Annotated in this window: 26 protein-coding genes; 4 read left to right on the top strand and 22 right to left on the bottom strand. The window is 63.4% G+C overall.

What is annotated here, in order from left to right; genetic code table 11:
- Window positions 1–51 precede the first annotated feature (51 nt).
- From ACW5W7_RS13380 to ACW5W7_RS13365, 4 genes are all read right to left on the bottom strand, one after another.
- Window positions 52–363 (bottom strand): SelT/SelW/SelH family protein, encoded by a 312-nt coding sequence (locus ACW5W7_RS13380; RefSeq protein ID WP_349921664.1) that lies wholly within the window; start codon window positions 361–363, stop codon window positions 52–54.
- A complete protein-coding gene (locus ACW5W7_RS13375) occupies window positions 360–1,481 on the bottom strand; it encodes an adenosylhomocysteinase (RefSeq protein WP_349921663.1) in 1,122 nt (373 codons plus the stop codon). Before ACW5W7_RS13375 ends, ACW5W7_RS13380 begins: the two co-directional genes overlap by 4 nt.
- A 185-nt stretch (window positions 1,482–1,666) precedes the next feature.
- Entirely contained in the window at window positions 1,667–2,404 is a 738-nt protein-coding gene (locus tag ACW5W7_RS13370; RefSeq protein WP_456502031.1) for a hypothetical protein, read from the bottom strand.
- Window positions 2,404–2,964, bottom strand: coding sequence for a YceI family protein (locus ACW5W7_RS13365; protein ID WP_349921661.1), 561 nt, complete (start codon window positions 2,962–2,964; stop codon window positions 2,404–2,406). Before ACW5W7_RS13365 ends, ACW5W7_RS13370 begins: the two co-directional genes overlap by 1 nt.
- Before the next feature lie 110 nt (window positions 2,965–3,074).
- On the opposite strand from ACW5W7_RS13365, the gene ACW5W7_RS13360 reads away from it, so the two are divergent.
- On the top strand, window positions 3,075–3,977 hold the full coding sequence (locus ACW5W7_RS13360) for a LysR family transcriptional regulator (protein WP_456502030.1): 903 nt from the start codon (window positions 3,075–3,077) through the stop codon (window positions 3,975–3,977).
- A 7-nt stretch (window positions 3,978–3,984) separates the two neighbouring features.
- Here the strand turns inward: ACW5W7_RS13360 and ACW5W7_RS13355 are convergent, their stop codons facing one another.
- Window positions 3,985–4,410: a hypothetical protein gene (locus ACW5W7_RS13355; protein WP_349921659.1), complete on the bottom strand. Its 426-nt coding sequence runs from the start codon at window positions 4,408–4,410 to the stop codon at window positions 3,985–3,987.
- A gap of 66 nt (window positions 4,411–4,476) precedes the next feature.
- Here ACW5W7_RS13355 and ACW5W7_RS13350 point away from each other — a divergent pair, with 66 nt between their 5' ends.
- A complete protein-coding gene (locus ACW5W7_RS13350; protein ID WP_456502029.1) occupies window positions 4,477–6,207 on the top strand; it encodes a formate--tetrahydrofolate ligase in 1,731 nt (576 codons plus the stop codon).
- A 135-nt stretch (window positions 6,208–6,342) separates the two neighbouring features.
- Here ACW5W7_RS13350 and ACW5W7_RS13345 read toward each other — a convergent pair whose 3' ends face one another.
- From ACW5W7_RS13345 to folE, 3 genes are all read right to left on the bottom strand, one after another.
- Window positions 6,343–8,430, bottom strand: coding sequence for a methyl-accepting chemotaxis protein (locus ACW5W7_RS13345; RefSeq protein ID WP_456502028.1), 2,088 nt, complete (start codon window positions 8,428–8,430; stop codon window positions 6,343–6,345).
- A gap of 261 nt (window positions 8,431–8,691) precedes the next feature.
- The gene (locus ACW5W7_RS13340; RefSeq protein ID WP_456502027.1) at window positions 8,692–10,347 is read right to left on the bottom strand and encodes a methyl-accepting chemotaxis protein; all 1,656 of its coding nucleotides are present in this window, start codon (window positions 10,345–10,347) and stop codon (window positions 8,692–8,694) included.
- A gap of 323 nt (window positions 10,348–10,670) precedes the next feature.
- Window positions 10,671–11,327, bottom strand: a complete 657-nt coding sequence (gene folE, locus ACW5W7_RS13335) for a GTP cyclohydrolase I FolE (RefSeq protein WP_456502026.1) — start codon at window positions 11,325–11,327, stop codon at window positions 10,671–10,673.
- Window positions 11,328–11,601: 274 nt separating this feature from the next.
- On the opposite strand from folE, the gene moeA reads away from it, so the two are divergent.
- Both moeA and moeB read left to right on the top strand, forming a co-directional pair.
- On the top strand, window positions 11,602–12,828 hold the full coding sequence (moeA, locus tag ACW5W7_RS13330; protein WP_456502069.1) for a molybdopterin molybdotransferase MoeA: 1,227 nt from the start codon (window positions 11,602–11,604) through the stop codon (window positions 12,826–12,828).
- A complete protein-coding gene (gene moeB, locus ACW5W7_RS13325; RefSeq protein ID WP_456502025.1) occupies window positions 12,825–13,580 on the top strand; it encodes a molybdopterin-synthase adenylyltransferase MoeB in 756 nt (251 codons plus the stop codon). The genes moeA and moeB overlap by 4 nt, the downstream gene beginning before the upstream one ends.
- Window positions 13,581–13,673: 93 nt before the next feature.
- Here moeB and ACW5W7_RS13320 read toward each other — a convergent pair whose 3' ends face one another.
- The 14 genes from ACW5W7_RS13320 to napG all read right to left on the bottom strand — a co-directional run bounded on the left by ACW5W7_RS13320 (window position 13,674) and on the right by napG (window position 23,747).
- Window positions 13,674–14,492 (bottom strand): hypothetical protein, encoded by an 819-nt coding sequence (locus ACW5W7_RS13320; protein WP_456502024.1) that lies wholly within the window; start codon window positions 14,490–14,492, stop codon window positions 13,674–13,676.
- Window positions 14,485–15,510 carry a plasmid segregation protein ParM domain-containing protein gene (gene parM, locus ACW5W7_RS13315; protein WP_456502068.1) on the bottom strand — a complete coding sequence of 342 codons (1,026 nt, stop codon included), beginning with the start codon at window positions 15,508–15,510 and terminating at the stop codon, window positions 14,485–14,487. Before parM ends, ACW5W7_RS13320 begins: the two co-directional genes overlap by 8 nt.
- A gap of 128 nt (window positions 15,511–15,638) precedes the next feature.
- Window positions 15,639–16,418, bottom strand: a complete 780-nt coding sequence (locus tag ACW5W7_RS13310; RefSeq protein ID WP_456502023.1) for an alpha/beta fold hydrolase — start codon at window positions 16,416–16,418, stop codon at window positions 15,639–15,641.
- An 80-nt stretch (window positions 16,419–16,498) separates the two neighbouring features.
- Complete coding sequence (modC, locus tag ACW5W7_RS13305; protein WP_456502022.1) at window positions 16,499–17,554, bottom strand: molybdenum ABC transporter ATP-binding protein; 1,056 nt, start codon at window positions 17,552–17,554, stop codon at window positions 16,499–16,501.
- Complete coding sequence (gene modB / locus ACW5W7_RS13300) at window positions 17,551–18,231, bottom strand: molybdate ABC transporter permease subunit (protein WP_456502021.1); 681 nt, start codon at window positions 18,229–18,231, stop codon at window positions 17,551–17,553. The genes modC and modB overlap by 4 nt, the downstream gene beginning before the upstream one ends.
- 104 nt (window positions 18,232–18,335) lie before the next feature.
- Complete coding sequence (gene modA / locus ACW5W7_RS13295) at window positions 18,336–19,049, bottom strand: molybdate ABC transporter substrate-binding protein (RefSeq protein ID WP_456502020.1); 714 nt, start codon at window positions 19,047–19,049, stop codon at window positions 18,336–18,338.
- A 62-nt stretch (window positions 19,050–19,111) separates the two neighbouring features.
- Window positions 19,112–19,591 carry a molybdopterin synthase catalytic subunit MoaE gene (gene moaE, locus ACW5W7_RS13290; RefSeq protein WP_456502019.1) on the bottom strand — a complete coding sequence of 160 codons (480 nt, stop codon included), beginning with the start codon at window positions 19,589–19,591 and terminating at the stop codon, window positions 19,112–19,114.
- 2 nt (window positions 19,592–19,593) lie between these two features.
- Complete coding sequence (moaD, locus tag ACW5W7_RS13285; protein WP_456502018.1) at window positions 19,594–19,839, bottom strand: molybdopterin synthase sulfur carrier subunit; 246 nt, start codon at window positions 19,837–19,839, stop codon at window positions 19,594–19,596.
- Window positions 19,836–20,348, bottom strand: a complete 513-nt coding sequence (moaC, locus tag ACW5W7_RS13280) for a cyclic pyranopterin monophosphate synthase MoaC (protein WP_456502017.1) — start codon at window positions 20,346–20,348, stop codon at window positions 19,836–19,838. Before moaC ends, moaD begins: the two co-directional genes overlap by 4 nt.
- A 50-nt stretch (window positions 20,349–20,398) precedes the next feature.
- Entirely contained in the window at window positions 20,399–20,905 is a 507-nt protein-coding gene (gene moaB / locus ACW5W7_RS13275) for a molybdenum cofactor biosynthesis protein B (RefSeq protein ID WP_349921647.1), read from the bottom strand.
- A gap of 178 nt (window positions 20,906–21,083) precedes the next feature.
- Entirely contained in the window at window positions 21,084–21,674 is a 591-nt protein-coding gene (locus ACW5W7_RS13270) for a cytochrome c3 family protein (protein WP_349921646.1), read from the bottom strand.
- An 11-nt stretch (window positions 21,675–21,685) separates the two neighbouring features.
- Entirely contained in the window at window positions 21,686–22,141 is a 456-nt protein-coding gene (locus ACW5W7_RS13265; protein WP_349921645.1) for a nitrate reductase cytochrome c-type subunit, read from the bottom strand.
- The gene (napH, locus tag ACW5W7_RS13260; RefSeq protein WP_349921644.1) at window positions 22,141–23,016 is read right to left on the bottom strand and encodes a quinol dehydrogenase ferredoxin subunit NapH; all 876 of its coding nucleotides are present in this window, start codon (window positions 23,014–23,016) and stop codon (window positions 22,141–22,143) included. The genes ACW5W7_RS13265 and napH overlap by 1 nt, the downstream gene beginning before the upstream one ends.
- The gene (gene napG / locus ACW5W7_RS13255) at window positions 23,013–23,747 is read right to left on the bottom strand and encodes a ferredoxin-type protein NapG (RefSeq protein ID WP_456502016.1); all 735 of its coding nucleotides are present in this window, start codon (window positions 23,745–23,747) and stop codon (window positions 23,013–23,015) included. The genes napH and napG overlap by 4 nt, the downstream gene beginning before the upstream one ends.
- Between the last annotated feature and the right edge of the window lies 1 nt (window position 23,748).

Raw genomic sequence — 23,748 nt, 5'->3', positions numbered from 1 at the left:
ACATAAAAAAGGGAGGCATGGCCTCCCTTTTGTTTACCCTTTTACCGCCGTTCACTCGGTAGCCGGTTTGCGATCCGCATGGCCGAGGTCGCGTTCGGGGGCGATGATGTCCCGCACTCGCTGCTTGATCTCCTTGGCCTCGGGGAAACCCTCGTCCACCACCCTGTCCCACACCTGCACGCCATTGACCAGGATCTTGAATTCCCCCTTGCTGGCCGGTACCAGTGCCACCTCGCCGAGGTCGCTGTCGAAGGTGGAGAGCAGCTCCTGGGCCAGCCAGGCGGCCCGCAGCATCCAGCGGCAGAGGGTGCAGTAGCGGATCTCGATGCGGGGCTTGAGGAGGGGGCTTGAGGGTTCTGTCATTGGGTCACTCCGTGAAAATCTGCCAACCAGTGGCAGGCGATGGTGTTCATGGTGCTCTGGGGCAGCTCGAACAGGCCGGGCGGCGGCATCTGGCGCGCCAGCTGATGCACCCCTTCGATGATCTCCGCCAACACCAGATAGACATATTCGCCGATCACGGCGCCATGGACAAAGTTGACCGCCTCCCCCCGGTTGAGCAGGAAGATGGTGCTGCCATCCGGACGGGTCAGGGCCAGCACATGAGGGCACACCTCGGCACTCGGCCAGGAGAGCCGGGAGAGGCAGAAGGCGAATTCGTCGTCCGCCGAGGTGACCGAGGCCAGCATGGCGCCGGGGCGCAGGGCCAGCAGATCCTCGATGTCCAGCGAGCCATTGCCGGTGGAGCAGATCACCAGCTCGGCCCGGCTGAGGGCCTCGGCCTTGTTCACCAGCTTGAAGCCGTGGGAGAGCGCCTCCACCTGGCGCAGGGCATCGGTCTCCACCAGCTCCAGGTGCAGGTTGCGGCAACGCAACTCGCGGGCGATGCTGCGCCCCACCTTGCCATAACCGAACAACGCGGCCTGGCAGACGTTGAAGGTGCGCCTCAAGGTACGGGCCAGGGATTCGGCGGAATAGACCACGCTCAGGCCGATCTGGATATCCTCCGCCTGCTTCAAGGGACTGCGGGCCACCGACACCACGGGGGCGGCCAGGGGCTCCTGCTCGTAGCGCTGATGGCCGTTTTCGGTCATTTCCACCACCCCGATGAAACGATCGCCGAAGTGCTCGGCCAGGCTGGACTGGGTTCTGGCGAAGTAGCCGCCGATATCCAGGATGACGAGCCGCTCATGGGGCTGCACCAGGGGGGCTATCTGGGTGATCACCTCGCCAGGATCCGAGGTCCAGTGGCGATTGAGGGGCAAGACGGGGTAGTGTTGCTGAGCCCAGTTCAGGGTTGCTCCATGCACTGACTTGGGTTTGGGCAAGATGGCACCGACCCGCCCGACCCGGTCCAGCACCTGAATGAAATGGGGGCGATCGGGCAAGAGGTGCGTCACCAGCAGGATACAGAGATCCTCGAGGCGCGGCTGCTCGATGAAATGGCGAAAAAACAGATGCTCAGATCCTTGACTGCGCAACTGTGGCCTCCTTAGTGTGCCGCAAGCATGCAGGCAAACAGAACCCGGCCAGGCCGGGTTCTGTGTGTGTCCAGATAATTGAAAATCCTTTTTATCCGAAACCACTATGGGGCTCAATCATTATCTATGCAGACTATGAGCTCTCATGCAAATTAAGGGGTAATAGCCTGTTTTTCATGCGAAAATCAATAAAGTGATGCCTCGGGCCAGACCCACCACAGACTCAACCCAGCGCCAACTCCCGCCACCAGGATCAGCAGACCCCAACGGACTGGCCAGGGCTTGCCGCGCAGGGCCCACTCCAGCAGCGGCAGCAGCCAGACCGGCAACAGAGCCACCAGCGGCACTTCCACGTATTGCCAGGCCAGCATCTGCACGAAGGCAAGCGCCAGAGCCAGCACCGCCGGGGCGTTGTTCAGGCCGGCGAAGACCCCAAGCAGGGCACGAAAACCGGCGAAGGCCGCCAGGGCTCCCGCAAGCTGGGCGATAAGCAGGCTGCCATCGATACCGATGACCAGCGCCAGCCAGACGAAGCCGAGCGCAAAGCCGAGCCCCTCCTGGCTGTCGGCACGCAGCTGCGTCCAGCCAAACCAGGCGATGGCAGGCAACAGCGCCAGCCAGATGCGCGGCTCGCTGGCGATCACCGTCGCCAGCCCTTGCCACCACACCAGGGCTCCCAGGGCCGCAAACAGCAGCAGGGCGACCCGCTTGTCCGCAACCTCAGCCGCGATGGCGGGCACCAGCAAGGTCAGGGGCAGCCATTGCCACGCCTTGACCGGCAAGCCGTAGGCGCCACCCAGCAGACAACCCACCAGCCAGATGGCCAGGGCACCCCAGAAGTAGCCGAGCCGTGGCCAGCGCCAGGATAGCAAAGCGGCCCCCAAGGGAGCCGCCAGGGTTTGCAACAGGAGTGCTGCGCCCATTACTTGCGCACGCCTTCGACGAACAGGTTGATGCCCATCTCGTCAGGAATGCCGGGCAGCATGTAGTTCACGCCAAAGTCGCTGCGCTTGATGGTGGTGGTGGCGTTGAAGCCGCTGCGGTAGCCGCCCCAAGGGTCTTTGCCTTCACCGACATGGACCAGATCGAAGGCCACCTCTTTGCTGACCCCGTGCAGGGTCAGGGTGCCCTTGAGCACGCCCTTGTCCTTGGTGCCTTCATAGCCGGAGCTGACGAAGGTCATCTTGGGGTACTGCTTCACGTCCAGGAAGTCCGGGCTGCGCAGGTGCTTGTCACGGGCTTCATGGTTGGAGTCCACGCTGGCGGCATCGATCTCGAAGCTCGCCTTGGCCGCAGCCGGATTGGCCTCGTCCATGCTGAAGGTGCCGCTGAAGGTGTTGAAACGGCCAACCAGATCGGAGAAGCCCAGATGGCCCACCTTGAACTGGACAGTGGTGTGCGCCGCATCCACATCGTAATCGGCCGCCATCAGGGGAGCTGTCATAAACAGGCAGGAAGCCAGCAGGGCCTTGGTCATTTTCATTCCAGTCGTTCCTTCAATTAGGGGTTCACATTGATACCCGACATGCTAACCTCCGAACAGGAATGGATAATCACCGATTTATTAAAATAATTATCAACCGAGAGTGGAATATGGATCAGATAGCCGCCATGCGCACCTTCATCAAGGTGGTGGAGTGTCAGAGTTTTACCAAGGCCGCCCACCAGCTCGGCATCTCGGTGGCCATGACCTCCAAACTGATGCAGCAGCTCGAGGAGTCACTCTCCACCCGGCTGCTGTCCCGCACCACCCGCCAGGTCAACCCGACCGAAGCGGGCCAGTTCTACTACCAGCGCTCGCTGGCCCTGCTGGCGGAGCTGGAAGAGACCCACAGCCAGCTCACCCACAACAACCAGCAGCCCCAGGGCACCCTCAAGCTATCGGTACCCATGGACTTTGGCTACCTGCACCTCTCCCCTACCCTGCCGCTCTTCCATGAACGCTTCCCCGAACTGAAGCTGGAAATTGAGTACAGCGATCGGCGGGTGGCACTGGTGGAAGAAGGGTTCGATCTGGCGCTGCGCATCGGCAACCTGTCGGACTCCTCCCTGGTGGCCAAGCCGCTCGCCATGATGAAGCTGGAGGTGTGTGCCAGCCCGGCCTATCTGGCCAAGCACGGCACCCCCAAGACCCCCGAGGATCTCAAGCAGCACGACTGCCTCATCTACACCCTGACCCAGCCGGACTGGGTGTTCAAACGGGATGGGGTGCAGACCAGCGTGCGCCCGCAAGGGCCCCTTCGCGCCAACAACGGGGTGGTGTTGACCCGGGCCGCCTGCAATCACATGGGGATCATCTGGCAGCCCACCTTCATCGTCGGGGACGCGCTGCGCTCGGGGGAGCTGGTGTCACTCCTGCCCGAGTGGGACAAGGGGCAGATAGGCCTCTATGCCCTCTACCCTCACCGCCGCTTCGTCTCCGCCAAGGTGCGCTGCTTCATCGAGTTCGTGCAGGAACGCTACCTCGCCCCCCACTACTGGGACAGAGTGGAGTAAGCAGGGATCAGGCCGGCGTCGTCGGTTGCTCGTCCGCGGGCAGGGGCAGCTCGGCCACCAGCAGTTGCTCGTTCAGACGAAGCTGCCAGCGCGGCAGGCGGCGCTGCAAGGCGGCAAACTGATCGTCACCCAGGACATAAGGCAGGCTGATATGCAGGCAGTGGCAGTCCAGCATGCCCGCCAGTTGCAGCGTCAGGGTGAGATTGGCCTCATCGGTCTTGTGCTTGTTGATGCGCTTGCCGAGCTCGTGGCGAAAGTGCGTCTCGGGATCCTGGGTCATCGCCTGCCAGCCGTAGCCGAACAGCGGGATGAAGGCGCTGACGATGCCAAGGGCGGTGAGCGGCTGCTTGGGGGGATGATAGAGGGCGTTGAGATCCAGCAGTATGGGGGTTAGATGTCGCTCACGACTACCGGATAAAATGTTATTACTCATTGGATAACCTTGTTGATTCCTCTAGACTTCGCCGCATCTTTGACCCGACATGCCAACGAGGTGCTGATGCTAAGCGATATCGAGATCTCCCGCCAGTCCCCCCGCCTGCACATCGACGAACTGACCCGGCGTCTCGCCATCCCGCCACATCTGGTCAACCCCCAGGGTCACCACAAGGCCAAACTCAGCCTGGCCCTGCTCAAAGAGCCCCCCAAACGGCAAGGCAAGCTGGTGCTGGTGAGCGCCATCACCCCCACCCCCCTCGGGGAGGGCAAGACGGTGACCACCCTCGGTCTCTCCATGGGCCTCAATCACATCGGCCAGTCCAGCGTGGCCACCATACGCCAGCCGAGCCTCGGGCCCGTGTTCGGCGTCAAGGGAGGGGCCGCCGGTGGCGGTCATGCCCAGGTGGTGCCCATGGAGGAGATGAACCTGCACCTGACCGGGGACTTCCACGCCCTCGTCGCCGCCCATAACCTGGCCGCCGCCGCCCTGGATGCCCGCCTGTTCCACGAGCAGAAACTGGGGGATGCGTTCACCCCCAGAACCGGACTGGCCCGCCTCGATATCGACCCTGCCAACATCCTCTGGCCCCGCACCCTGGACATGAATGACAGGGCCCTTCGCCACCTGACCATAGGCCAGGGTGGCCCGGCCGATGGGGTGGAGCGCCCCGATCGCTTCGTCATTACCGCCGCCTCCGAACTGATGGCCATATTGGCGCTCGCCAGCGATCTCAAGGATCTCCGTGGGCGCATCGGCCGCATCCAGCTCGCCCTGGATCTGCGCGGCCAGCCCATCACCGCCGAGCAACTGGAAGTGGCAGGGGCCATGACGGTGCTGCTCAAGGAGGCCCTGCAGCCCACCCTGATGCAGACCACGGAGCAGACCCCGGTGCTGGTGCACGCCGGTCCCTTCGCCAACATCGCCCACGGCAACTCCTCGGTCATCGCCGATCGCGTGGCGCTGGCGCTCACCGACTACGTGGTGACGGAGGCGGGCTTTGGCTCCGACATGGGACTGGAGAAGTTCTTCAACATCAAGCATCGCCAGTCCGGCATCACCCCCTCCTGCGTGGTGCTGGTCGCCACGGTGCGCAGCCTCAAGGCCAACAGCGGCCTGCTCGACATCCGCCCGGGCCAGCCTCTGCCGGCCAGCCTGCAGGATGAAGATCTGCCGACCCTGCGCCAGGGCTGTGCCAACCTCGCCTGGCATATCCAGAATGCCCGCCGCTACGGGGTGCCCGTGGTAGTCGCCATCAACCGCTTCCCAAGTGACAGTCCGGCCGAGCTGGCTCTGCTGGAAGAGGAGGCGCGCCAGGCGGGCGCCTGCGGCGTGGCCCTGTCGGAAGCCTTCACCCGGGGCGGCGTAGGCGCGTCAGATCTCGCCAGGGCCGTGATGACCGCCTGCGCACAGCCGAGCGAGGTGCAACTGCTCTATCCCGATACCATGAGCCTGGAGGCCAAGCTCGCCACCCTGGTGGAGTGCGGCTATGGCGGCCGTGGCGTCATCCTTTCTGACAAGGCCAAGGGCCAGCTCGCGGCCCTCTCCAAGGCAGGCTGGGATCATCTGCCGGTCTGCATGGCCAAGACGCCGCTGTCGCTCAGCCACGACCCCGCCCTCAAAGGCGTGCCCACGGATTTCGAGGTGCCCATCGAGGAGGTGCGCCTGTGCGCAGGGGCCGGTTTTGTCTACGCCCTCGCAGGTCCCATCATGACCATGCCGGGACTTGGCAGCCTGCCTGCCTACCGGCATATCGACATCGATGACGACGGTGAAATCATAGGGCTGAGCTAGGTTCCAGCCGCCTGTCCCTGACCACCGCCATGGCAAGATCGATGGCAAGACAGTGGGACTGGGTTGAGCATCCACCTCCCCAAACAAACAGACCCCGCCAATTGGCGGGGTCTGTTTATGGAAGGCAAGGGCACATCAGTAGTGGAAACGCCCCAGTTTGCTCATCACCGCCTCGGTCAGGCCGTGCATCTGCTGACTCTGGGCATCCAGCTCCCGGGCGACCCGGGTCGAGGCACTGGCCGCCTCGTGGATGTTGCTGACGTTGTGGTTGATCTCCTCGCTCACCTTGGACTGCTGCTCGGCGGCGCTGGCTATCTGGGTCGCCATGTCGCCGATGCGATCGGCCGCCTGCACTATGGTCGTGAGTTCCTTCACCGCCTGCTCGGCATCATTGAGCGCCAGCCGGCTCAGGCTTCGCCCTTCGGCCATGGTCTCCACCGCCTCCCCTGTAGTGTCCCGCAGCCTGTCTATCATCTGCTGGATCTCCCGGGTCGAGGCCTGGGTCTTGGAGGCCAGCGCCCGTACCTCGTCCGCCACCACCGCAAAACCGCGTCCGTGCTCACCGGCCCGGGCCGCTTCGATGGCCGCATTGAGGGCCAGCAGATTGGTCTGCTCCGAGATGGTCCGGATCACATCCAGGATGCTGCCTATCTGCAGCCCTTGCTGCTGCAGGGCAGTGATCTTTTCCGACACCTCGCTCACCTGACGGCTGAGCTGCCGAATGCCGTTGGCGGAGGCGCTCACCACCTGCTGCCCCTGGTGCACCGCATGGCGGGTCTCGTCCACCGCCTGCGCCGTGATCTGGGCGCTGCTGGCAACCGAGTCTGCCGTCGAGGACATCTGATGCACCGCCGTGGCCACCAGCTCCACCTGCTCCAGTTGTTGCTGGCTGCTGGCCAACCCCTGCTGAGCCTGGCGGGCCGAGGTCACCGCCGCCCGCTGCAACTCGTGCACGCTGGTAGCGGTATCGCTCACTATGCCCTGCACGGTAGCGACAAACTGGTTGATCCCCTTGGCCAGAGCCCCGGTCTCATCCCGCCGCTGCTGATCCAGACGCTGGGTCAGATCCCCACCTGCACTGGAGAGGCGCGTCACCATGCGGGCCGTCTGCTGCACCGGCCGGGAAATGGAACCCGCCGCCAGCGCGAGGCCCACCAGGCCCGCCCCCGCCACCAGCATGCCCACCAGCAACTGAGTCCAGATCCCGCGATTAAACTCGCTGGCCCTGGCCTGGGCCAGCAGATCGTACTGGGCATAGAGGGCGCTATTGGGCACCTCGATGGCAATGCCCCAGGCCTGTCTCACCTTGTTAAGACGGATGGGAGCAAACACTCTCAGCCCCTCGTCGCTCTCCTCCATACCCCCTTCTGCCCGCTGCAGCTGCGACAGCAGTCCTGCATCCTGCAACCGCTCTCCCACATGCGCGCCGTCACCGGAGTCGGCGGCAATGATCCCCATGGGGCTGATGATGCGCACCCGCCCCTGACCGTCGAACACCCGCTGGCCGATGCTGTCGGCGAGGCGTTGCAGGTAGTTCAGGGAGTAGTCGACCCCCACCATGCCGAGATAGTTGCCTCCGTCCAGTACGGGTACCACGAAGGAGGTCAGCAGGGTCGGCTGACCGTTGACCTGATAGACGGACGGATCCACCGCGCAGCTCGCCTTGCTCTCCTGGGGGCAGAGGTACCATTCGGAGGCACGGATCCCGGTGGCGCTCGGCGTCTTGCTGTAGAAATCGCCGAGGGGCTTGAGGGCAAAGCCCGCAGCGCCACGGCTCCAGTAGGGGGCGAAGTTGCCGCTGGCCTGACTGTGCGCGCTGCCTCCCTGATAGAGCTCGTCCAGACCATCGAAGCGGTTAGCCTCCCAGCCGCTGTAGATGCTGAGGAAGTCCGGGTTGCGATCGCCGATATCCTTGAGCAGGGCGGTCACCGCCTCCCGATCCAGGGGTTTGTGTTGATGCACATTGCCCGCCAGCAGGGCCGCCAGGGTTTCGGCCGCATCCAGTGCCAGCTCGAAGGAGCGCGCCACCTCGCTCGCCTGACCGTCCGCCAGAGTCTGCAACCACTGTCCCGACTGCTGGCGGGCGCTGTCATGGCTCTCCCGCTGGATCTTCTCCTGCATGCCGGACAGGGAGAGGTAGCCATACCCCACGACACTCAGGACGGTCGCCAGCAAGATGCAACCGGCGAAGAACATGACTTGATATTTGATCGAACGAAACATGACGAAGGAGCGTCTCCAGGGCCAAAAAAGCAGGCATCATACGGGGAGAGAGGGGTTGCGTGAACTCACCACAGCGAAATTAATCACCGTTTTGTGATTGGTGCCAAATGAGATGTGGCAAGGCATGCGATGAGCAGAGAGAAAACAAGGTGAAATCCGAGCTTTACAGCAGATTGATCCACGCCATGAAGGCGTAGCCACAGACAAAGAGGCCCCGCCAACCGGCGGGGCCTCTTGTTATCCGGCATAACCCTGAAGGGCCTAGAGCGTGAAGCGCTGGGTCATATGGTGCAGCGTATTGGCTAGCTTGCTCAGCTCGATGCAGGCCTGGGCGGTCTGCTGGGCCCCCAGGGCGTTCTCGTCTGCGGCACTGTGAATGTTCACTATGCTGCGGTTGAGCTCCTCGGTCACCGCATTCTGCTCCTCGGTCGCGGTAGCGATCAGGGTATTCATGTCGGTGATCTGGGTGACGGCGCCATTGATGCTGTCGATGCTGTTGCCCGCTTCCCGCGCCAACCCGACGCTGTTTTGCATCTGCTGACGGCTCAGCTGCATGGCGTTGCCCGCCTCGGCGGTGCGCTCCTGCAACACCTCGATCATCTTGCTGATCTCGGCGGTGGAGTTCTGGGTACGCTGGGCCAGGGAGCGCACCTCGTCGGCGACGACCGCGAAACCGCGGCCCTGCTCACCGGCGCGAGCCGCTTCGATGGCGGCATTGAGCGCCAGCAGGTTGGTCTGCTCGGCGATGCCGCGAATGACATCCAGCACCATGCTGATGTTGGTGCTGTCCTGCTCCAGCTGCTGCACCACGCTCCCGGCCTGCTCAATCTGCAAGGAAACCTGCTCTATGCTGCCGATGGCGCGGCCCACCACCTGATGCCCCTCATTCGAGGTGTGGGAGGCGGCCTTGGCGGCGCTCATGGCATCCGTGGTGTTGCGAGCCACCTCGTGCACGGTGGATTGCATCTCGTTCATGGCGGTCGCCACCTGGGAGACTTCATTCTGCTGGCTGGCCATGCCCTTGGCAGACTGCTCGGAGATGGCGCTCACCTCCTCCACCGCGCTGCTGAGCTGGCTCACCGAGCCCGCTATCTCGCTCACGAGGTCAGCCAGGGCGCCCTGCATGCGATCGATGGCGCCGCCGAGCTGACCCAGCTCGTCGCGCTTGAAGCGATTGCCGCGGATCCACTCCTGCAGCTCACCCTTGCCGAGATCGCCGCTGGCGATGCGCTGGGCCTGGCGGGCCAGCATTACCAGGGGATCCCGGATCTGGCGAGTCAGTACCACGGAGAGCACGGTGACCAGGCCAAGGCCCAGTACCAGGGCGATGATGATGCTGAACCTGGCGCTGTCGAAGGCCCCGACCACCTCGGCGCGGGAGTTGACGGAGTAGCCATGGTTGATCTGAATGAGTGTGGACACCGACTTGGCCAGGCTGTTGTAGAGGGCGATCCCCTCGCTCATGAAGATGCGCTGGGCCTCCGCCATCTGGCCGTTATCCTGCATCTGCTTGAGGCGCTGATGCATCGCCACGTACTTGCTCCAGTCCGCCTTGACGATGTCGAAGGTGCGACGCTCTTCCACGTCCTCCGCCCAGATGGTCACATCATGGGCAGCCACCTGCCGCTCCACGTCCCGCAGACTCTGCTCGCTGGCATCGCGGTAATGGGCCTTCTGCTGGGGGTCATCCGCCACCAGGAACACATCCAGTTCATAACGGCGCAGATCATTGATGGTCTCCCCCAGGGCGCTGGTACGCACCACGGCAGGCAGAATGCTGTCGGTGAAACCGGTGGCGGCCCGGTTCATATTGCCAAACTGCAGCAGCGAGAAGCCGCCGATAAAGGCCATCATCAGGCCGAGCACCGCAAAACCTGCGGTTAGTTTCTTGCCGATCGTCATGGTACTGGGATTCATGGTTTGTCCTGCAATGGGTGAATTACTGGCATCCGCCTGAGTTGTGCCCTCCTGGCACGAAACACGATAGCTGCCATCCATTGCAGTCATGCAAGTGCGCCGCCTTGAGGGAGGCGGCGCCAAGGGGTCCGAACGTGCAGATCCCGGTCGATACGGGTGATCATCGCAAGAGCATCGTCTGCGCCGCACCGACCATCCATCGGTATGAAGAGCTATATCGACCCGACAGGGTCATGGCTTTAGGTGTTTTTTGGTTAAAAATCAGCAGAAAATAGCGAAGAGGAGCAAAGAGGAGGCATGCCCGGGGGCATGCCGTTGGCCACTCAGCCTTTCAGCCCGCCCAGAAACTCGGCACGGGTGTCCGGCTGGGTCTTGAATACCCCACCGAGGGAGGTGGTGGTGGTATAGGAAGTGGAGTCCATCACCCCGCGCGCCTTCACGCAGTAGTGGGTCGCCCGGATGCTGATGGCCACGTCGCGGGTGCCGAGCAGGGTCTGCAGCGCCAGCAGGATCTGCTGGGTGAGGCGCTCCTGCACCTGGGGACGACGAGCGAAGAACTGGACGATACGGTTGATCTTCGACAGCCCGATCACCTTGCCACGGGGGATATAGGCCACGTGGGCCAGCCCGTCGATGGTGACGAAGTGGTGCTCGCAGGTGCTGGTGAGACTGATGTCCCGCACCATGATCATCTCGTCCACCTTCATCTTGTTCTCGATCACCGTCACCTTGGGGAAGGTGGCATAGTCGAGGCCGGAGAAGATCTCGTTCACGTACATCTTGGCGATGCGGTGCGGCGTCTCCGCCAGGCTGTCATCCGCCAGATCCAGCCCCAGCGTCTCCATGATGGCGCGCATGTGGCCTTCGATCTTCTCTCGCTTCTGCTGGTTGTCCAGTGCATTGGCCACTAGTGGTGTCTCGAGACCCTCGGCCTCGAGCGCTGCCCTGACCAACAGGGCTTCCTGACTCATATTCGTCATTCTCGTACTCTCCCACGCTCAGGGACTGTGATGGTCGCCATCTGTTGTGGCGGCATTCTACTGTGGCGCAATCTTACAGGGCGATTATTGTCATAATTCGAACTAACTCAAGCCCGGTACCTGACTTTATGTCAATCCGTCGTGTTTTACTCCCGTGCCACCCTGCCCGTATGGGGTGTCCGGCCATCAATATCGTCACCCACCCACACCAGCCTGCCCAAGCGGTCACTTTTTTGGGATAATCCGCCCTCACCACAATAAAGAGGTCATGATGATGGGATTCGATACCGGCACACTCCTCCCCCTAAGCGACGCCCTGCAAGGGATGCTGGACCAACTGGCCTGCTGCTGCGACACCGAGCAATTGCCGCTGCCCCAGGCGCTGGACCGGATCCTGGCCGAGGATATCGCCTCCCCCCTCTCGGTGCCTCCTTTCGACAACTCCGCCATGGACGGCTATGCCGTGCGCCTGGCCGATCTCGCCGCTGGCACCCCGCTCAAGGTGGCAGGCAAGGCCTTCGCCGGCCAGCCCTATGAGGGAGAATGGCCCGCCGGCCACTGCGTTCGCATCATGACCGGGGCCCCCGTTCCCGCCGGCACCGAGGCGGTCGTCATGCAGGAGGAGACCGAGGCCCTGGGCGAGCTGGTGCGCTTTGTCAGCCAGCCCAGGCTCGGCCAGAACATTCGCCGCCGGGGCGAGGACATGGCCGAAGGCTCGCCAGTGCTGGCGAAGGGCCTGCGCCTGAGCCCCCGCGAGCTGCCGCTGCTGGCATCGCTTGGCATCGCGACCGTGACGGTCCATCGTCCCCTCAGGGTCGCCATCTTCAGCACCGGGGATGAGCTCAAACCGGTGGGCACTCCCCTTGAGCATGGCGACATCTACGACTCCAACCGCTACGGGGTCAAGGCCATGCTGGCGCGCCTGGGCTGTGAGTGCCTGGATCTTGGCATCATCCCGGACGATCCCGCCGCCCTGCGGGCCGCCTTCCTCCAGGCCGATCGGGAAGCCGACGCCCTCATCACCACCGGCGGCGTCTCGGTCGGCGAGGCGGACTTCACCAAGCAGCTGCTGGAAGAGCTAGGCGAGATAGGCTTCTGGAAGCTCGCCATCAAGCCGGGCAAACCGTTCGCCTTCGGCAAGCTGCCCCACGCCTGGTTCTTCGGCCTGCCGGGCAACCCCGTCTCCGCCATGGTCACCTTCGATCAGCTGGTGCGTCCGGCGCTCGCCAGGCTCGCCGGCCAGACGCTCTCCCCCGCGCTGCGTCTCAGTGCCATCGCGAACGAGCCACTCAAGAAGGCGCCGGGGCGGATGGACTTCCAGCGCGGCATATTGAGCGCAGGCCCGAACGGCCTCGAGGTTCGCAGCACCGGCTCCCAGGATTCGGGGGTGTTCAGCTCCCTCTCCAAGGCGAACTGCTACATCGTCCTCGAGCAGGAACGGGGCAAGGTGGCGGCAGGGGAGACGGTCACCGTCGAACCTTTCGCAGGGCTGCTGCTGTGAGCGAGATCCTCTCGGACGCGGAGCTTCTGCGCTACAACCGCCAGATCATCCTCAAATCCTTCGACTTCGAGGGGCAGGAGGCGCTCAAGCAGGCCAGGGTGCTGGTGATAGGGGCCGGGGGCCTTGGCTGCGCCGCCGCCCAGTATCTGGCGGTGGCCGGGGTCGGCCAGCTGACCCTGGTGGATTTCGACAAGGTGGAGCTCTCCAACCTGCAGCGCCAGGTGCTGCACAGCGACGCGCGCATCGGTCAGTACAAGGTGGACTCGGCGGCCGAGACGCTGCGCGGCCTCAACCCCTTGCTCACCGTCGAAACACACGCCGCCCTCGCGGACGAGGCACAGCTCGATACCCTGTTGCCGAGTCATCAGCTGGTGCTCGATTGCACCGACAACGTGGCCATTCGCAATCTGCTCAACCAGAAGGCGAGACAACATGGTGTGCCGCTGGTCTCCGGCGCCGCCATCCGGCTGGAGGGGCAGCTGTGCAGCTTCACCTGGCAGGAAGGTGAACCCTGCTACGCCTGCCTGAGCTCCCTGTTCGGCGAGCAGCCACTGACCTGCGTCGAGGCCGGTGTGCTGGCCCCCATGGTGGGAGTAGTCGGCAGCCTGCAGGCGCTGGAAGCCATCAAGCTGCTGACCGGCATGGGCAAGAACTACGGCGGCCGCCTGTTGATGATCGACGGGCTCGGCGGTGGCTTTCGGGAGCTGAAGCTGCCCAAACGACCCGACTGCCCGGTCTGTGGTCAGCCCTGATGGCTTGAGGCAAAACTCCAAGTCTGAGCCGTTGTCACAAAAAAGCCGAACCCCCGGGTTCGGCTTTTTTACTGCACTAGGCACTCAACGGGATCAGAAAATCCCCTTCGCCTTGACCTTCTTCATGCTGGCCACCTGGCTCGAGAGATCCTCGATAAGCGGCTCGGCACCCGATTCATCCCCACCACTCTGACGGCCCCGCTGGCTCGCCAGTCGCTGGATCAGACGGTGCTGCTCGCGGATAAGCTTGGATTGTTCCTCCAGCTGGCGAGAGAGCAACGCCAGGCTGCTCTGCAGCGGTGCCAGATCCGTCTCTGCCCCAGCGGACGGCAACTTACCGGCTATAGCATCTGCCAGTTGATCATGATCCACTACCCCCGGCAGCCCCTGGCGCAGCTCATCCCAAAGATCCGTGGGTTGCTGCTCGCCGAGACGGCTAACTATCTCGTCCACCAGCTGATCCGGGGCCGTCATCGCCTGGGACTGGCCCAGCCGCTGCACCAGCTCCTCAATCATCTCAGCCGTGTTGCCGGACCCCAACTGGGGTACCAACCTGGCCGCGATCTGATCGATCATGGTGTCAGTCAGGACAGGCGCGTCACTCCCCTGCCCCAGATCGAAGCCGCAGCTGGCGAAGACATGGCGCAGGGTGGCCAGACTCACCTGCTCGGGACCGAAGGCATTGGCCACCGCCTTGCACAGGCTGGGAGCCAGCACGTACATGAACATACCGGAGAGGTAGATGTCCTTGTGGAAGCGGCTCTTGGAGAAATCGAACTCCTCGACCCCATCCTGGATCTTGCGGGCACGCTGGTACCAGCTCTGCAGTACACCGGCCGCATAGCGGTCAGACTCCAGCGCACCCGGATCCATGTAGATGGAGAAGGTCATGCGCTTGAGTTGACTACTCATCCGCCACCTCGGCCATCACGGCCGCTTCCCGGTAAACTTCGTCCTCTTCCGTGGTGTAGAGGCAGATCTCCCGGGCCAGGGCGGACTGGGCATCTTCCAGCAGCTCGACCCGCTCGCCCAGGGTCGGGTAGGCGCTCTTGATCGCTTCATGGATGAGGGAGGCACCACCACCGACCAGGTAGACCCGGTTCGGGTTCTTGGCAAACTTCTTCGCCTCGTGGGCCACCTGGGAGCCCAGCTCGTCGATCTTGTTCTGCATCTTCTCGAGGATGCGCGGGATCTGGCTCTCATCGTTCACCACATCCCGCACGAAGCTCATGTCGTGACGACGCTTGATGAACTCGTTCGCCACCAGGTAGCTGGAGTCGCTGTCCGCCGCCGCCAAGGCCTTGCGGGTGGCGTCAGTTACCATGGAGACGCCGATCTCGTTGTTACCGTAGACATCGGAGACATCGTCGAACTCGCCGACGATGATCCCCATGTCCAGGGTGGTGCCGCCACAATCGATCACCAGCGTCTTGGTGAACTCGTTGCAACCGGATCCCACCAGACGGGAGAGAGCAGCAGGCAGGCTCTCCGGCATGACCTCGACACTGACGATGTTGAACAGCTCCCCCTTGTTCAGGGAGATGGCCCGCATCAGATTGCGGCGCTTCTTCTCGATCTTCTCTTCGTTGCGCTGGCAATCGTCCGGGTTGTAGAACTCGGTGATGGGCAGGGTGACGGTAATGGCCACATCGCAGGGAGTGACCCCGGTCTGCAGCAGGGCATGATGCACGGAGAGCAGGTTCAGATCGTCGTACTGGTATTCCACATGGGTGGTTGCCAGGGATTTGTCCGAGGTGGCGTCATAGGTGTACTTGGTATTGCCTATCTCGTAGTTGTAGATCTTCTTGTCCTTGCGCAACGCCGCACTCTTCCAGTCTTTGCGAAAGGAGTTGGGAGAGATGATGGTCTTGAGCACCTTGTTCTCGATCCAGCTCACCTTGACATTGGTTGAGCCATCATCGATGGCCATTTTTATTATTTCAGACATGAGGAAATACCTGTTGAGAGAGCAAATGGGTCCGATTGCCTTGCCCTATGCCCTTGGCAAGGCGATCGGACCAATACATACACGGTGAATAAGGCTAAGGGGCGACAAGTTTAATGAGTTTCTAAAATCCGGTGAAGCAAATGATTGAATCCGGCGGGATCTTCCGCTGGCCAGGCGTGATGGCCCGGCGGGGTATGGATGCTGGCGTTGGGCAGGGCAGCGAATTGTTCCACCCGTTTGGCGAGCGGCAGATAGTCCTGGGTGGTGGAGATGATGGCGACCGGCTGTTCTATCCGGCCGAGGCGGGAGCGGGCCGACCAGCCGGGCAAGTCCCCCAGCAGCGCCCGATAGGTCTTCTTCTTGTTGCTGCGCACGAAACGCTGCCGGAAGGCGTGGCGTACCTGGGCGAGCTCGGGGCCCGGGAAGAGTTCGCGCCCGAGCCACCAAGCGAGCGGGCGCAGGCCAAACCAGCGCAGCCATTTCAGGCGCAGGGCAAAGCGCGCCTGCTCCTGCGGGGTCTCCAGCAAGAATTCACTGAAGCCGTTGACCAGCACCAGACCGCGTACCTTCTCCGGTAGTTGCAGGGCCAGTTCCAGCGCCACCATGGCCCCGAGCGACAAGCCCACCACCCAGGCGGGCTCTGGCTGCTCATCGAGCCAGCGCGCCACATCCCGGGTCAGGGTCAGCACGTCGAAGGGCCCCTCCTGCAGGCTCTGCCCGTGACCGCGCAGGTCGAGCGCCACCACCCGGTAGTGATCAGCGAAGTGCTCGAGCTGGGCCTGCCAATCGAGGCTGGAGGAGCCGAGTCCGTGCAGCAGCACCAGCAAGGGGCCCTCCCCCGCACTGCGCAGGGCCAGCCCGTGGGATTTCATTACCTGATTACGACGCACTTCGCCTCTCCCTCCCGGCCCATGCCGGCTCTCAATCCCATCGGTTCCCCCGCTCACTCACGAGGGCTGAGCACAGCTCCTCAGCCTTCCCCCACCAGACTCACCGCCTTGATGTAGGCATAGAGGCGCTGATCCGGCGCGAGGGCGAGCCGCTTGGCGGAGCGGCTGGTGATCCGGGCCAGCAGTATCTGCTGCCCCAGCGCCAACTGCAACAGGGTTTGCCCCGGCCGTACCTCGTGGGCGTTGAGCAGCCGGGTCTCCAGGCAGTTGGAGAGGCTGGAGTCGGTGATGGGAGCGGTGGCAATCACCACATCCCGCCCCGCCACCTTGATCTGCAAGGGGCCGGGCTCGTCGGGGGCATGCTCCATGGTGACCATCAGCAACTGCTCACCGAGGCGCAGGCTCGCCATCTGCTCCCGTTGATCGTAGCTGTCCAGGGTCGCCGCCAGCATGACACCGGCGTCGTCCCGGCTGGCGAGCGAGAGATCGGTACGGGCGAAGATATCGCTCGGCCGCCCCTGGGCCTCCACTTTGCCGTCGGCCAGCAGCACCAGCTGGTCGCAGAGCAGGCTGACCTCCTCCATGGCGTGGCTGACGAAGATCATCGGGATGCCGCTCTCCCGCTGCAACTCCTTGAGCACGTGGGCCTGATGGATGCGGCTGCGCCTGTCCAGTGCCGAGAAGGGCTCATCGAGCAGCAGCAAGTCCGGCTCCGCCAGCAGGGCCCGGCCGAGGGCCACCCGCTGGCGCTGACCGCCGGAGAGGCCGTGGGCGGGTTGGTCCAGCAGCTCGGCAAAGCCGAGTCGCGTCGCCAAGGGGGCCGGCTGCCAGCGTCCCTTGCCCTTCTTGGCGGCCAGTTGCAGATTGGCCAGCACCGTCATGTGCGGGAACAGGCGCGAATCCTGAAACACCAGGCCGATGCGGCGCGCCTCGGGCAGCGTCTCCGCCAGCTCCCGCCCCTGCCAGCAGAGGCGGTCACCGACCTCTCGGTCAAGGCCTGCCAGCACCCGCAGCAGGGTGCTCTTGCCACAGCCGGAGGGGCCAAAGAGGCCGAGTATGCCCCCCAGCGGGAGCTTGAGATCGCAATCGAGTGTGAATCCGCCGAAGTGGCGTCTTGCCCTGATATCCAGCGTCATCCGAACAGCCTCCGTTGCCGGCGTTGCAACACGCCATAGACCAGTACCAACATGATGAGAGAGAAGCCCATCAGGCCGCCCGCCAGGATGTGGGCATGCTGATAATCCATGGTCTCCACGTGATCGAACAGGGCGATAGAGAGCACCTGGGTCTCCCCGGGAATGTTGCCCCCTATCATCAACACCACCCCAAACTCCCCCAGGGTGTGGGCAAAGCCGAGCGCCGCCGCCATCACGAAGCTTGGCAGCGTCATCGGCAAGATGATCTGGAAGAAGCGCTCGACGGGCCCGAGCCCCAGGGTGGCCGCCGCCTCCAGCTCCTTGTTACCCATGTTGACGAAGGCGGAGGTGAGGGGTTGGACCACGAAAGGCAGCGAGTAGATGATGGAGGCCAGCAGCAGGCCGAGGAAACTGAACGCGAGGGGGGTGCCGAAGGTCTCTCGCCACCAGCTGCCGATGCCGTATTCGGGGGAGAAGGCGAGCAGCAGGTAGAAACCGAGCACGGTGGGTGGCAGCACCAGAGGTAACGCCACCAGAGCCTCCACCACGGGCCTGAGTCTGTGTTGACTGCGAGACAGCCACCAAGCCAGCGGCGGCGACAGCAGCAAGAGTATGCCCGTGGTACTGGCCGCCAGCTTCAGGGTGAGCCAGACCGCCAGCAGATCACCGTCACTCATCGCCACCTCCCGCTCGGGATGCGCATGTTCATGATTCTCCTCCTTGATTCAACAAACTGGCCGGCGCAGGGCCGGCCAGTCATCAGGGGGTCAGTGCCTTGCCGTCATTGCGGCAGGGCATAGCCCGCGGCCTTGATCTGCGTCTGGCCCGGGCCCTTGAGCCAGGCAACCAGGGCATCCACGGCCTCACCCTTTTTCAGTACCAGTGCTTGTTGCTCGATGGCGGGGTAATAAATCCCCGGCACGGCCCAAGCTTCACCGGTCTTGCCCGCTTCCACCAGGTTGGCCCAGGCCACGAAGCCCATCTCGGCGTTGCCGGTATCCACGAACTGCCAGGTCTGGCTGATGTTGTTGCCGGTCAGCACCCGATACTGCTTGGGATCGATCTTGAGGTGCGCGAGGGTCGCCATGGCGGCGGTGCCATAGGGGGCGGTTTTCGGGTTGGCGATGGCGAGGTTGCCCTTCCAGTTGCGCAGGGTGGCCTCGTCAGGAGCCGGACCGCCCTTCTTCCACAGACCCAGCTGGCCGATGGCGTAGGTAAAGCGCTCGCTGCCCTTGCCCTCTTGTTCCAGCTTCTCAGGGGTCTTCACATCGGCGGAGAGGAAGAGATCGAAGGGGGCGCCGTGGGTGATCTGGGTGTAGAGCACGCCCGTGGCCGCCGAGCTGATGGTGACGGTATGGCCGGTCTTGGCGGTGAAATCCTTGCCAATGCGCTCTATGGTGCCCTTGAAGTTGGCCGCCACGGCCACCTTGACCTCGTCGGCCTGCACGGCGCTGGCGCAAGCACTCAGCAACACCACGGATAACAGCTTTTTCATTCCCTTACTCCTGTCTAAGCCTGAGCCTGTTGGCGGCTCTGTCATGGGAAGCCCTGACGGACTCATTCCCCTTGTTGCCAGCGGGCCGCGGCAGCGTCATCGCTCTCCTTGGCTTCCACCCAGCGTTGTTGCCCTGCCGCCGTCAGCTCTTTTTTCCAGAACGGCGCCCGGGTTTTCAGAAAGTCCATGATGAAATGGCAGGCCTCGAAGGCCGCCTCGCGGTGGGCACTGCTCACCGCCACCAGCACGATTTGATCGCCGAGCAGCAGTTCGCCGATGCGATGGATCAGGGTGCACTCCTGCAGCGGCCAGCGGGCTCGCGCCTGTGCAACGATCCCTGCCAGCGCCTTCTCCGTCATGCCGGGATAGTGCTCGAGGGCCAGCCCTTTCACCTCCTCCCCCTGATTGAAGTCCCGCACCTTGCCCACGAAGGTGACGATGGCGCCGGTATCGTGGCGGGTGGCGAGTCGCTCGTACTCCTCAGCCAGCGAAAAATCGGCCCGCTGCACCAGAATGCGATCCACTGTGGTTGCCTCGCGCATGATCAGCCTCCGGTCACCGGCGGGAAGAAGGCCACCTCATCCCCATCGGTCAGGGGCGTCTCCAACGGCACCAGGGTCTGGTTTACCGCCACCAGCAGCTTGCCCGCCTCCAGCGCCAGGGCCCACTTGTCCCCCCGCTCACACAGGGCGGCGCGCAGCGCCTCGGCGGTGTCGTAGTCAGGAGGCAGACTCAGCTCGTCACAACTCACCAGCTCCCGCACCTGGGCAAAAAACAGTACCTTGATCATGCCTGCTCCCCCCCTCGCGCTTGTTCACCGCCCACGGCCGGGGCCTGGAAGTGGCCGGACTTGCCGCCGCGTTTCTCCACCAGTCTGAGCTGCTCGATCACCATGTCCTTTTGCACCGCCTTGCACATGTCGTAGATGGTCAGCGCCGCGATCGAAGCGGCCGTCAGGGCTTCCATCTCCACCCCTGTCTTGCCGGAGAGCTTGCAGAGGGTGCGAATATGCACCCTATTGTGCGCGGGCTGGGGTTCTATCTCTACCTCCACCTTGGTGAGGGCCAGAGGGTGGCAGAGGGGGATGAGATCGGCGGTCTTCTTGGCCGCCATGATGCCGGCGATGCGAGCGCTGGCGAACACGTCACCCTTGTGGTGCTGACCACCGAGGATCAGGGCCAGGGTCGCGGGGGCCATGGTGACATACGCCTCGGCGCGGGCTTCCCGCTCGGTCACCTGTTTGTCGGTGACGTCCACCATGTGGGCCTCACCGCTCTGGTTGAGATGGGTCAGGTTCATCTAGCCCCCTATCAAGAAATAAGATGGATGATCCGGGGCAACTCTCGGGATCACAGATGGGTCACGAAGTTGCACGGTCGAGTACGGGCATCAAGCTGATCCCGGATGAGCTGCTCCCAGCCGAGTCGGCAGGCGCCGGTGGAACCCGGCAGGCAGCAGATCAGGGTGCGATTGGCGAGCCCGGCCAGAGCCCGGCTCTGCATGGCTGAGCCTTTGATCTCGGCAAAGGAGAGCTGGCGGAACAGCTCGCCAAAGCCCTGTACCTTGCGCTCGAACAACACCCCTACCGCCTCGGGTACCCGGTTCTGCTCGTTGAAGCCGGTGCCGCCGTTGACCAGGACCACCTGTACCCCTTCGTCGGCGATCCAGTCGCTGACCTGGGCGCGAATGCGAAACAGATTGTCGGCGCACAGGGCTCTGTCGGCCAGTTGGTGGCCCGCCTCGGTCAGGGCCGAGACCAGGTAGTCGCCGGAGCTGTCGTCGGCGGCACTGCGGCTGTCGGAGACCGTCAGGACGGCGATCTTGAGGGGAATGAATTCGTTGCTTTTAGGTGCCATGGAGCGAGTCCTGTAACACGGGAGAAGAGAAAATCGGCCACCACCCGGCGGGCAAAACCGGCCACAGGCGGGCTGGCAGCGTTACCGAGGGCGGATTCTAACAAAGAAGTCGGGTTGACGGGGATGAATTAGATCAAGCAAAGACCATGGGGCCGGGTCCGGCCCCATGGTCACGGGCTTAGAATCCAGGCACGCCCTTCATGTCAGGCAGCTGGTGAGCAATCCCCTTGTGACAGTCGACGCAGGTGTTGGCCCCGCTCGCCAGGTTGGTGGAGTGCATCTGGGCGGCACGACGCCCCTGCAAGGAGAAGTCCATGTACTCGAAGTTGTGGCAGTTGCGGCACTCCCGCGAATCCGTGTCCTTCATCCGTTGCCACTCCCGCTCCGCCATCTCGCGGCGATGGGCCTCGAACTTCTCGCGAGTATCCACCTTGCCGGTCAGCATGCCCCACAGCTCCTTGGAGGCCTGCACCTTGCGAATGATCTTGTAGGTCCATTCGTGGGGTACGTGGCAATCCGGGCAGCTCGCGCGCACCCCTGAGCGGTTTGCATAGTGGATGGTGTCACGGTACTCCATGAAGACGTTGTCTTTCATCTCGTGACAGCCGGTACAGAACTTCTCGGTGTTGGACGCTTCCATGGCGGTGTTGAAACCACCCCAGAAGATGACGCCCCCGAAGAATCCCATCAGCAGCAGCACCCAGAGGGCCGCCTTGGAGGGAGATTTGAAGGTGACCCACAGTCGCTGCACAAAACCAGGTAATTTCATCGATGAACTCCTCAGTTCAGGGCTTCGACCGGCTTGAAGGTATTCCCCACCAGCGGCTTGGCATCCGCTTGCGGCACGTGGCACTGCAGGCAGAAGTAACGACGGGGGGAGACTTCACCCAGGGTCAGGCCATCGCGAGTCTCGAAGTGCGTGGGGCTGATCTTGGGGGCCTTCATGGCGCTGGCATTCTTGAAGCTGTGGCAGGCCAGGCACTTGTTGACCTTGTTATCCACTTCATAGTTGCGGATATCGTGGGGGATCAGTGGCGGTTGATGCATATACTGGCGATCATAGGTATCCCCATCCTTGCGGAAGTTCTTGAGGGGGGCGGCTTCGGCCTCTGACGCCAGATCCGTACTGCCCCGTTCCGATTTGATCCCCCCCGTGCTGTTGGTGATCTCAGGCACGGCCGCCATCAAGGAACCCGCCATCAGGCAGGCCAGCATTGCTCCAATCAGCTTTTTCATTATGTGTTCTCCGACATTGTCTCTGCCTTGACGGCAAAACCTACAGTGATTTCAAAAACTTGTTCCGCGCAGACATCGATGCAACGGCCACAATTTGTACACTCCTGAGCCACAATCAAGGGCCCATGACCGCGTCTGGCGCCGTGAACCGGACCGCGCAGTATGGGGCGTTCCGGGCAGACCGCATAACAATCCATGCAGTTGCTGCAACGCTCACGCCCTTTGGCTGAAATCTTGATAAACCCGACCCGGTTCACCAGGGCGTAGAAGGCCCCCACCGGGCAGAGATGACCACACCAGCCCCGCTCCACCACAAACAGATCGAACAGAAAGAGCGCCAGCAGCAGCCCCCAACCCGCCCCCATGCCAAACAGCAGACCGCGCAGAGCCAGCGACACCGGGTTGACCAGCTCCCACACCAGCACGCCTGCGATGGCGGGCACCACCAGCACCATGGCCAGCAGCCAGTAGCGGGTGTTGCGGTTGAACTGGCCGTTGCCCTTGAGGCCGAGCCGGGCCCGAACCCAGGCGGCCGCATCCGTGATGAGGTTCACCGGACAGACCCAGGAGCAGAAGACACGCCCCCCGACCAGCCAGTAAGCCACCAGCACCAGGGCGGCCCCGAGCCACAGGGTTGCCATGGGCCAGTGGCCCGCAGCGACCGTTTGCAGCAAGGTGAGAGGATCCGTGAGCGGCACCGTCTCCAGCAACAATGAGCTGGAGAGGTTCCCCTTGAGGATCCAGACACCCGCCAGCGGACCCAGCAGGAACAGACCGAGCACGCTGAGCTGGCTCACCCTGCGCAGCAGCAGGAAGCGGTGCGACCGCCACCAGCCCAGCTTCGCCCTGGCCTCGGCTCCCGGATAACGACTCATAGCCCCTCCGGTTTGCGGGTCGGCAGGGTGAGTCGCTCACCGATGAGGGACTTGCCGGCCTTTTGCTTCTCTTCCCAGCCGAGCCGGTAGTGATGACCCAGCTCCCCCTTGGCAAGACCGCGAGGCACCACCTTGATGGCCGCCTCCTCCAGCACGCAAGCATGCTCGCACTTGCCACAGCCGGTACACAGATCGCTGTGCACGGTCGGCAGGAACATGGCGTGCTTGCCGGTACGGGGGTTGTGTTGCAGCTCGAGGGTGATGGCCTCATCAATCAGGGGACAGACCCGGTAGCAGACGTCGCAGCGCAGCCCCAGGAAGTTGAGGCAGGTCTCGTGATCGATGAGCACCGCCACCCCCATCCGCGCCTGATCGATGCTGGTCATCCCCTGATCCAGTGCCCCGCTCGGGCAAGCCACCACACAGGGGATGTCTTCACACATCTCGCAGGGAACGCTGCGGGCCTCGAAGTAGGGAGTGCCCGTGGTAACCGGGGTCAGCAGTCTGGCGAGCTTCAAGGTGTCATAGGGACAGGCCTCGACGCAGAGCCCGCAGCGCACGCAGGCACCAAGGAAATCCGCTTCGGCCAGCGCCGCCGGGGGGCGCAGCGCCTGGGCTGGCACGGCTTGCGCCTGCTGGCGCGCAACCGTGCCAAGCCCGGCCCCAAGCAGGCCCACTGAGCAGGCCCCCTTGGCAAAGTCAGCCAGAAACTGGCGGCGGCTGCGGCTCATC

It is taken from the genome of Aeromonas intestinalis (genome assembly GCF_054052485.1).
The sequence above is the reverse complement of the archived record's forward strand: the minus strand, read 5'-3'. Positions and strand labels throughout refer to the sequence as shown.